Below are 6,529 nucleotides of genomic sequence, written 5' to 3'. Positions count from 1 at the left end.
CGACTCTTTAAGGGTCCTAAAGGAACGTTTAAGACTAAGACGTTGATAGGTTGGGTGTGTAAGCGTAGCGATACGTTGAGCTAACCAATACTAATGAACCGTGAGGCTTAACCTGACAACACCGAAGGTGTTTTAGAGAGATAAAGTTGATTTTCAATAGCGAGTGAGAAGCCGAAAGGTGAAGGACACAGCAGCTTGTTCAGGATTGATGTTCTGGTTTAAGGATAAAAGACTTAAACGGGAACAAACAGAATTTGTCTGGCGGCAATAGCGCGGTGGTCCCACCTGACCCCATGCCGAACTCAGAAGTGAAACGCCGTAGCGCCGATGGTAGTGTGGGGTCTCCCCATGTGAGAGTAGGGAACTGCCAGACATTAAATTAGCCGAGAAGCCACCCATTGGGTGGCTTTTTTGCGTTGGGTACTTGGTGAAAATTGAAACATAGATTTGTATAAATACAGGTTATTATTAATAAGTCACTCTACTTCCTAAAATTACTCTCGCTATGTTTGATATACTACTCTTGAATTAATTAAACCAATGCTAGAATACAATTGTACTTAGCAACTATGTAGGGATCCGGTACGTGGCAAAAAGAACTTATTCCGTTCGATACATTGCAGGTGAGCCGGCAATGCGTATCCAGCCTATGCCAATACATATGCTAGGCGATTCACTTCCTATCGGTTTACCCCTGTTCCCTGCGGGTGAAACATTGGATGTTGTGACATGGAATATCTATAAACAGCAGCGACCTAATTGGAAAGCGACCTTAGCCGAATTAGTGCAGGGGAAAAAGCTGTTATTGCTGCAAGAAGCACAAATGTCTCCTGAATTAATTTCCTTTGCAGCATCCCACCAATTAATTGCAGATCAAGTTCCTGCCTTACCTTTTTCGCCACATCCTTCAGGTGTGATGACACTGGCTACTTCCCATCCTATCTATTGCTGTCCATTGAGAGAAAAAGAGCCGCTATTACGTTTAGCTAAATCGGCCCTGATCACGGTTTATCCATTGCCTAATGGACGTCACTTAATGGTGGCAAACGTACATGCAATTAATTTCAGTTTTGGTGTTGATGTATATACTAAACAGCTAAATAAATTAGGTTCCCATATTAGTAAGCATGTTGGGCCGGTGATTTTAGCTGGCGATTTTAATGCATGGAGTCGGCAGCGAGTTAACGCATTGAAGCGTTTTATACGCGCGGTCGGTTTAAAAGAAGTATCTTATGATGTTGATTTAAGAACAAAAGCGTTTGGACGACCACTTGATTTTATGTTTTATCGAGGCTTAAAAATAAAAAATAGTCATGTATTACAGACAGATGCTTCCGATCATAATCCAATAATTACTCAATTCTCTCTGACGAAATAAAAAATTTTTAAGACAATATCACCTTATTTATCTCCGCAATTATTGTAGATTTCATCATCAACATATATGGAGATAGCCCTCTTGAAACAATTACTTCCAGTTTTATTCTTATTATTTACTCCCTATAGTATGGGAGTAAATAATCTCACATTAGCAAAACATGCTGAGCAACTTCCTCGTTTAGTGGCTTATGACGCTTCTTATCAGCGGATAGATTACCCTAATGGGGATGTACCTAGCCATTATGGTGTATGTTCAGATGTGGTTATTCGTAGCTATCGAAAAGTTGGTATCGATCTACAAAAATTGCTCCACGAAGATATCAAACAGAATTTCAGTCAGTATCCTAGCCAGAAAATGTGGGGATTACGTAAGCCTGATACAAATATTGATCACCGAAGAGTTCCTAACCTTGAAACTTTTTTCTCTCGAAAGGGGATAGTTAAGCCAATAACTAAAAATAGTGCTGATTATCTTCCTGGAGATATTGTTTCATGGCGTTTAGATAATGGTCGCCCTCATATTGGAATTGTGACCTCGATCAAATCCTCAGATAGTCAATCCTACTTAGTCATGCATAATATTGGTTATGGGCAGGTCCCTGAAGATGTTTTATTTAAATGGAAGATTGTGGGTCATTATTCCTATTAATATATGTTTTTCAATAAATTAGTTAAGGTTTTTCTATAATATAAATAAATGAAATATTACTAAAATGAATTAATAACGTACATTTTTTTAGTTAATATATTAGGGTGATTAGTTTTTTTTATTGTTTTTTAAATTACATGCAATTTATTGTATTAGTAATAATTCTGATTGAACTATATTTATTAAGTGAAACGTATTGCGATGCAAATTTTATTTATCGATTTGTTTCTTAAGGACTTAATGTTATGAAAAATATAGTTATTGTTGGTGGCGGTACTGGTGGAACTATGTTGGCAAATATTTTAGCTAGGAAATTAAATAAAGATATTTTTTCAAAAAAAATTAAAATAACGTTAATAACAGACAATCCTATTCATTATTACAAACCAGCCTTTATGTATGTTGCATTTAATATGTTTTTAAAAGAAGAACTAAGCCGTAACGAGCGAGAATTATTAAGGCCAGAAATTGAGTTAGTGATTGATAAAATTGACTCATTTGATTTTAAAAATAAAGAGTTATATTCAAAGAATAACCAAAAATATCATTATGATTATTTAGTTGTTGCTACAGGCTGCATTCCTAGACCTGAACGTATTGAAGGTTTAAAGGAAATGGGAAATCATTTTTATGCCTACGATGCTTCGCGAAAATTGGCAGATCAATTAGCCAAAATAGAAAAAGGTCGAATATTTATTACAGTATCGTTCCCTGAAACACCAAATGTTCCTCATCAATGTGGCATTGCACCGATGGAAACGACGTTAATGATCGATGAGTTTTTACGAAAACGTCGAGTTCGCGATAATATTGAAATCGTGTATACCTACCCAACTGTCTCCCAATTATTACGTAATTGCCTTTTCATGCAGCAGCCAGTTTGTGAAGTCATTCCTGAAGTCTTTAAAATTAAAGATATTAAAGCTCAGCGTGGATTTACGCTCAGTAAAGTTGACCCTGATAAAAAAGTGGCTTACTCAAAAGAAGGTGATGAACAGCCTTTTGATTTATTGATTAGTACTCCGCCGATAACAGCAGTGGAAGCGGTGATTAATACGGGATTGAGCGAACACAATAATGGGGAAGGATGGCTACCAACTGACCATGAAACCATGCAAGTCTATGGTGTTGATGGCGTTTATGTTATTGGTGATACGGTAGATCTGCCTATCAGTAAAGCCGGAGGAAGTTGCCATAATCAAGCGGCTATTATTGCAGATAATATTTGTGGTGAACTCATTTATGGCTACCCAGCAGCGATTTATGATGGTCGCGTACAAGCAGTTGCACAAATGGGATTAACCGCGGGAATGCCTCTGCAATATGACTATAAACATGATGTGATCCCAACACCACCAACGAAGCTTGGCGGATTACTCAGAAATGGCTTCAATAGAGGTATTTATTGGGCTGCCATTCGCGGTTTAGTTTAATAAGGAGTACAGAATGTCTAATAATGAAACTCAAAGTAAACTTGTTGAACTACTCGCTTCTGAATCAGGTAATCATTTTGCTGAGAAATTAGCGCCGTTATTACAGCTAAATCGACTCGATAATATCGTGGATTTGCTCTCATTAGTTTCCGACTTAGTCGATATTCTCGATAACAGCACAGTAGAAAGATTATCCAATTCCTTTGAAGATACCTTAGTTCCTGTGTGGGAACTTGGTACGGCGTATAACATGGCGAAAATGGAAGCGCTAAATGACAGTAAAAATCCCAATTTCCGCTCTGTTTATAGCTTATTAAAAGACCCAAATACATTACGTGGAATTAGCACCGTTTTGCGAACATTACAAATTGTGGGTTCACGATTATCCCAATCTCAGGGAGAGTAATTTTTCGGAGGTGGTATGAGTTTAAATCAGAAACGTTCTTTTGAAACACGCGCAATACACAGTCACTATAATGCAAGTGAACATTTAGGATCGTTAGCTTCACCTATATATCAAACATCAACTTATGTGTTTAAAGATGTGGAAGAGGGAGCGGATTGTTTTAGCGGTGAAAAAGAGGGCTATATTTATACACGTATTAACAATCCAACGTTAAATTTATTAGAAAATAGAATTGCCTCGCTTGAGGAAGGAGAGGCTGCAATTGTTTTCGCCTCTGGTATGGGGGCTATTACATCGACATTATGGGCATTATTAAACCCTGGTGATGAGTTATTAGTGGATCTCACTGTTTATGGCTGTACATACTCTTTTTTCCATCATGGTTTAGCGCGATTTGGTGTCACGGTTCGTCATATCGACATGAGCGATCCACAAATAGTGGAGCAGTCAATTACAGATAAAACGAGGATGATTTTTTTTGAGTCTCCGGCAAATCCCAATATGCGCTTAGTTGATATTGCTTCCGTCAGTGAAATTGCACATCGGCACAATGTACTTGTTGCCGTAGATAATACCTATTGCACACCTTATATTCAGCAGCCGTTAGTACTAGGGGCTGATATTGTATTGCACTCTTTAACTAAATACATGAATGGTCATGGTGATGCTATGGGAGGGGCTGTTATTGCAACGACTGAATGTGCTAAGCAAATTAGGTTGGTTGGGTTGAAAGATATGACAGGGGCTTGCTTGTCTCCTCATGATGCCAGCTTAATTTTAAGGGGAATGAAAACGTTATCAGTGCGGATGGAGAGAGTAGTCCAAAGTACCCATAAAATTGCGAAATATTTAGAATCTCATCCCCTTGTAGAATCCGTGATGTATCCCGGCTTACCGAGTTTTAAGCAATTTGCATTAGCTCAAAAGCAGATGAAATTAGCAGGGGGAATGATTGCATGTGAGTTAAAAGGTGGGTTGAATGCGGGAAAATATTTTTTAAATCGTCTCAACTTATTTTCTAGAGCAGTCAGCTTGGGGGATTGTGAATCATTAGCCCAGCATCCTGCAAGTATGACACATTCAACTTATTCTCCAGAAGAAAGACAACGATATGGTATTAGTGATGGGCTTATTCGGCTTTCTATAGGCTTAGAAGATGCTAATGAACTGATCGAAGATATCCAACAAGCATTAGAAACATAGCCATAAAAAATGCCCTATATCCATCAGGTATAGGGCATTTTATTGTATTGCCAGTTTCTATTTAACGTTTTTGGTAATAACGCATGGCATAGAAAGCAATACTGAGCAGAGCCACCCAGACAACTCCCACAATCAATGCGACTTGCGTATTTTCAAAGAAGCCTAATAGTGCGATAACAAATACCATGAACGCGATGGTAATCGCTGGTCCGATAGGCCAGAAAGGCATCGGAAACTTGATATTTTTCACTTCTTCCTTGCTCATCTTTAAACGCATAGCGACGTGAGAAAGCAGGATCATCAACCATACCCAAACTGTTGCGAAAGTTGCAATCGACGCAATGATCACAAAGATTTTTTCTGGTAGCAGATAGTTGAGGTAAACACCTAACAGCATAATTACTGACATCACAACAACGGTGACCCAAGGCACACCATTTTTGGTCAATTTAGTGAAGACTTTTGGCGCTTGCCCATCTTGAGCCATACCATACATCATACGACCTGCACCAAAAATATCGCTGTTGATAGCAGAGACGGCCGCCGTGATCACCACGACATTTAAGATATTTGCCGCAGATTGAATCCCAAGGCTATCGAAGATTTGGACGAATGGACTACCATTTTGTCCAATTTGATTCCATGGGTAGATAGACATCAGGATAAACAGTGTTAGCCCATAGAATAATAAAATTCGAATAGGTACTGCGTTGATGGCTTTAGGAATGGTTTTTTCAGGATCTTGCGCTTCACTCGCGGTGATACCGATGACTTCAATACCACCAAATGCGAACATGACAATAGCTAATGAAGCTATCACTCCTTCAATGCCATTTGGCATGAAACCGCCATGTTCCCACAGATTTTGAATGCCTACCGCATGGTCAGTCTCTTGCCCAAAGCCATAGAACATTAAGAAAGCACCACCGATAATCATGGCAATAATCGCACTGACTTTAATAATCGAAAGCCAGAACTCCATCTCACCAAAGATTTTAACGTGGCATAAATTGAGAGCGCCAATAAATAGCACGATACTTAGTACCCAAATCCATTGGTCGACATGGGGAAACCAAAATCCCATATACATCCCAAAGGCGGTAATATCCGCTAAACAGACGACCAGCATTTCAAACACATAGTTCCAGCCGGTTAAGAAACCAGCAAGCGGCCCCATATAATGGCTCGCATAGTGAGAGAAAGATCCAGGAACAGGATGATGGACTGCCATTTCACCAAGTGCGCGCATGACCATAAACACGGCTGCGCCGCCGAGCATATAGGCGATTAATACAGCGGGGCCTGCCGCTTGGATCGCGGAAGCAGAACCATAGAATAGACCGGTACCAATCGCTGACCCTAAAGCCATAAAGCGAATGTGCCGAACACTCAGTCCCTTTCTGAGTTGATTTTGTTCACTACTTTGCATGTCTTTTCCTGTCTTTGTCGTTATCACTA

Annotated in this window: 6 protein-coding genes and 1 rRNA gene; 6 read left to right on the top strand and 1 reads right to left on the bottom strand. The window is 39.3% G+C overall.

Annotated features, from left to right (window positions below; all coding sequences use genetic code 11):
• The first annotated feature begins 257 nt into the window (after positions 1 to 257).
• From rrf to megL, 6 genes are all read left to right on the top strand, one after another.
• Positions 258 to 373: ribosomal RNA gene (rrf, locus tag PROVRUST_RS12720) — 5S ribosomal RNA — on the top strand.
• Between the two features lie 213 nt (positions 374 to 586).
• A complete protein-coding gene (locus tag PROVRUST_RS12715; protein WP_006815250.1) occupies positions 587 to 1,378 on the top strand; it encodes an endonuclease/exonuclease/phosphatase family protein in 792 nt (263 codons plus the stop codon).
• Between the two features lie 66 nt (positions 1,379 to 1,444).
• On the top strand, positions 1,445 to 2,029 hold the full coding sequence (locus PROVRUST_RS12710) for a DUF1287 domain-containing protein (RefSeq protein ID WP_006815249.1): 585 nt from the start codon (positions 1,445 to 1,447) through the stop codon (positions 2,027 to 2,029).
• A 245-nt stretch (positions 2,030 to 2,274) separates the two neighbouring features.
• Positions 2,275 to 3,462 carry an NAD(P)/FAD-dependent oxidoreductase gene (locus PROVRUST_RS12705; protein ID WP_006815247.1) on the top strand — a complete coding sequence of 396 codons (1,188 nt, stop codon included), beginning with the start codon at positions 2,275 to 2,277 and terminating at the stop codon, positions 3,460 to 3,462.
• 13 nt (positions 3,463 to 3,475) lie between these two features.
• On the top strand, positions 3,476 to 3,868 hold the full coding sequence (locus PROVRUST_RS12700) for a helical membrane plugin domain-containing protein (RefSeq protein ID WP_006815246.1): 393 nt from the start codon (positions 3,476 to 3,478) through the stop codon (positions 3,866 to 3,868).
• Between the two features lie 15 nt (positions 3,869 to 3,883).
• The gene (gene megL, locus PROVRUST_RS12695; RefSeq protein ID WP_006815245.1) at positions 3,884 to 5,071 is read left to right on the top strand and encodes a methionine gamma-lyase; all 1,188 of its coding nucleotides are present in this window, start codon (positions 3,884 to 3,886) and stop codon (positions 5,069 to 5,071) included.
• A 61-nt stretch (positions 5,072 to 5,132) separates the two neighbouring features.
• On the opposite strand, the gene PROVRUST_RS12690 is transcribed toward megL, so the two are convergent.
• The gene (locus PROVRUST_RS12690; protein ID WP_039855206.1) at positions 5,133 to 6,500 is read right to left on the bottom strand and encodes an amino acid permease; all 1,368 of its coding nucleotides are present in this window, start codon (positions 6,498 to 6,500) and stop codon (positions 5,133 to 5,135) included.
• Between the last annotated feature and the right edge of the window lie 29 nt (positions 6,501 to 6,529).

It is taken from the genome of Providencia rustigianii DSM 4541, assembly GCF_000156395.1.
Lineage (GTDB): Bacteria > Pseudomonadota > Gammaproteobacteria > Enterobacterales > Enterobacteriaceae > Providencia > Providencia rustigianii.
The sequence above is the reverse complement of the archived record's forward strand: the minus strand, read 5'-3'. Positions and strand labels throughout refer to the sequence as shown.

What these genes read in the sequence shown, in the direction of transcription:
- PROVRUST_RS12710 (WP_006815249.1), top strand. Translation starts at nt 1,445, where the DNA reads ATGGAGATAGCCCTCTTGAAACAATTACTTCCAGTTTTATTCTTATTA.
- PROVRUST_RS12705 (WP_006815247.1), top strand. Translation starts at nt 2,275, where the DNA reads ATGAAAAATATAGTTATTGTTGGTGGCGGTACTGGTGGAACTATGTTG.
- PROVRUST_RS12700 (WP_006815246.1), top strand. Translation starts at nt 3,476, where the DNA reads ATGTCTAATAATGAAACTCAAAGTAAACTTGTTGAACTACTCGCTTCT.
- megL (WP_006815245.1), top strand. Translation starts at nt 3,884, where the DNA reads ATGAGTTTAAATCAGAAACGTTCTTTTGAAACACGCGCAATACACAGT.
- PROVRUST_RS12690 (WP_039855206.1), bottom strand. Translation starts at nt 6,500, where the DNA reads ATGCAAAGTAGTGAACAAAATCAACTCAGAAAGGGACTGAGTGTTCGG.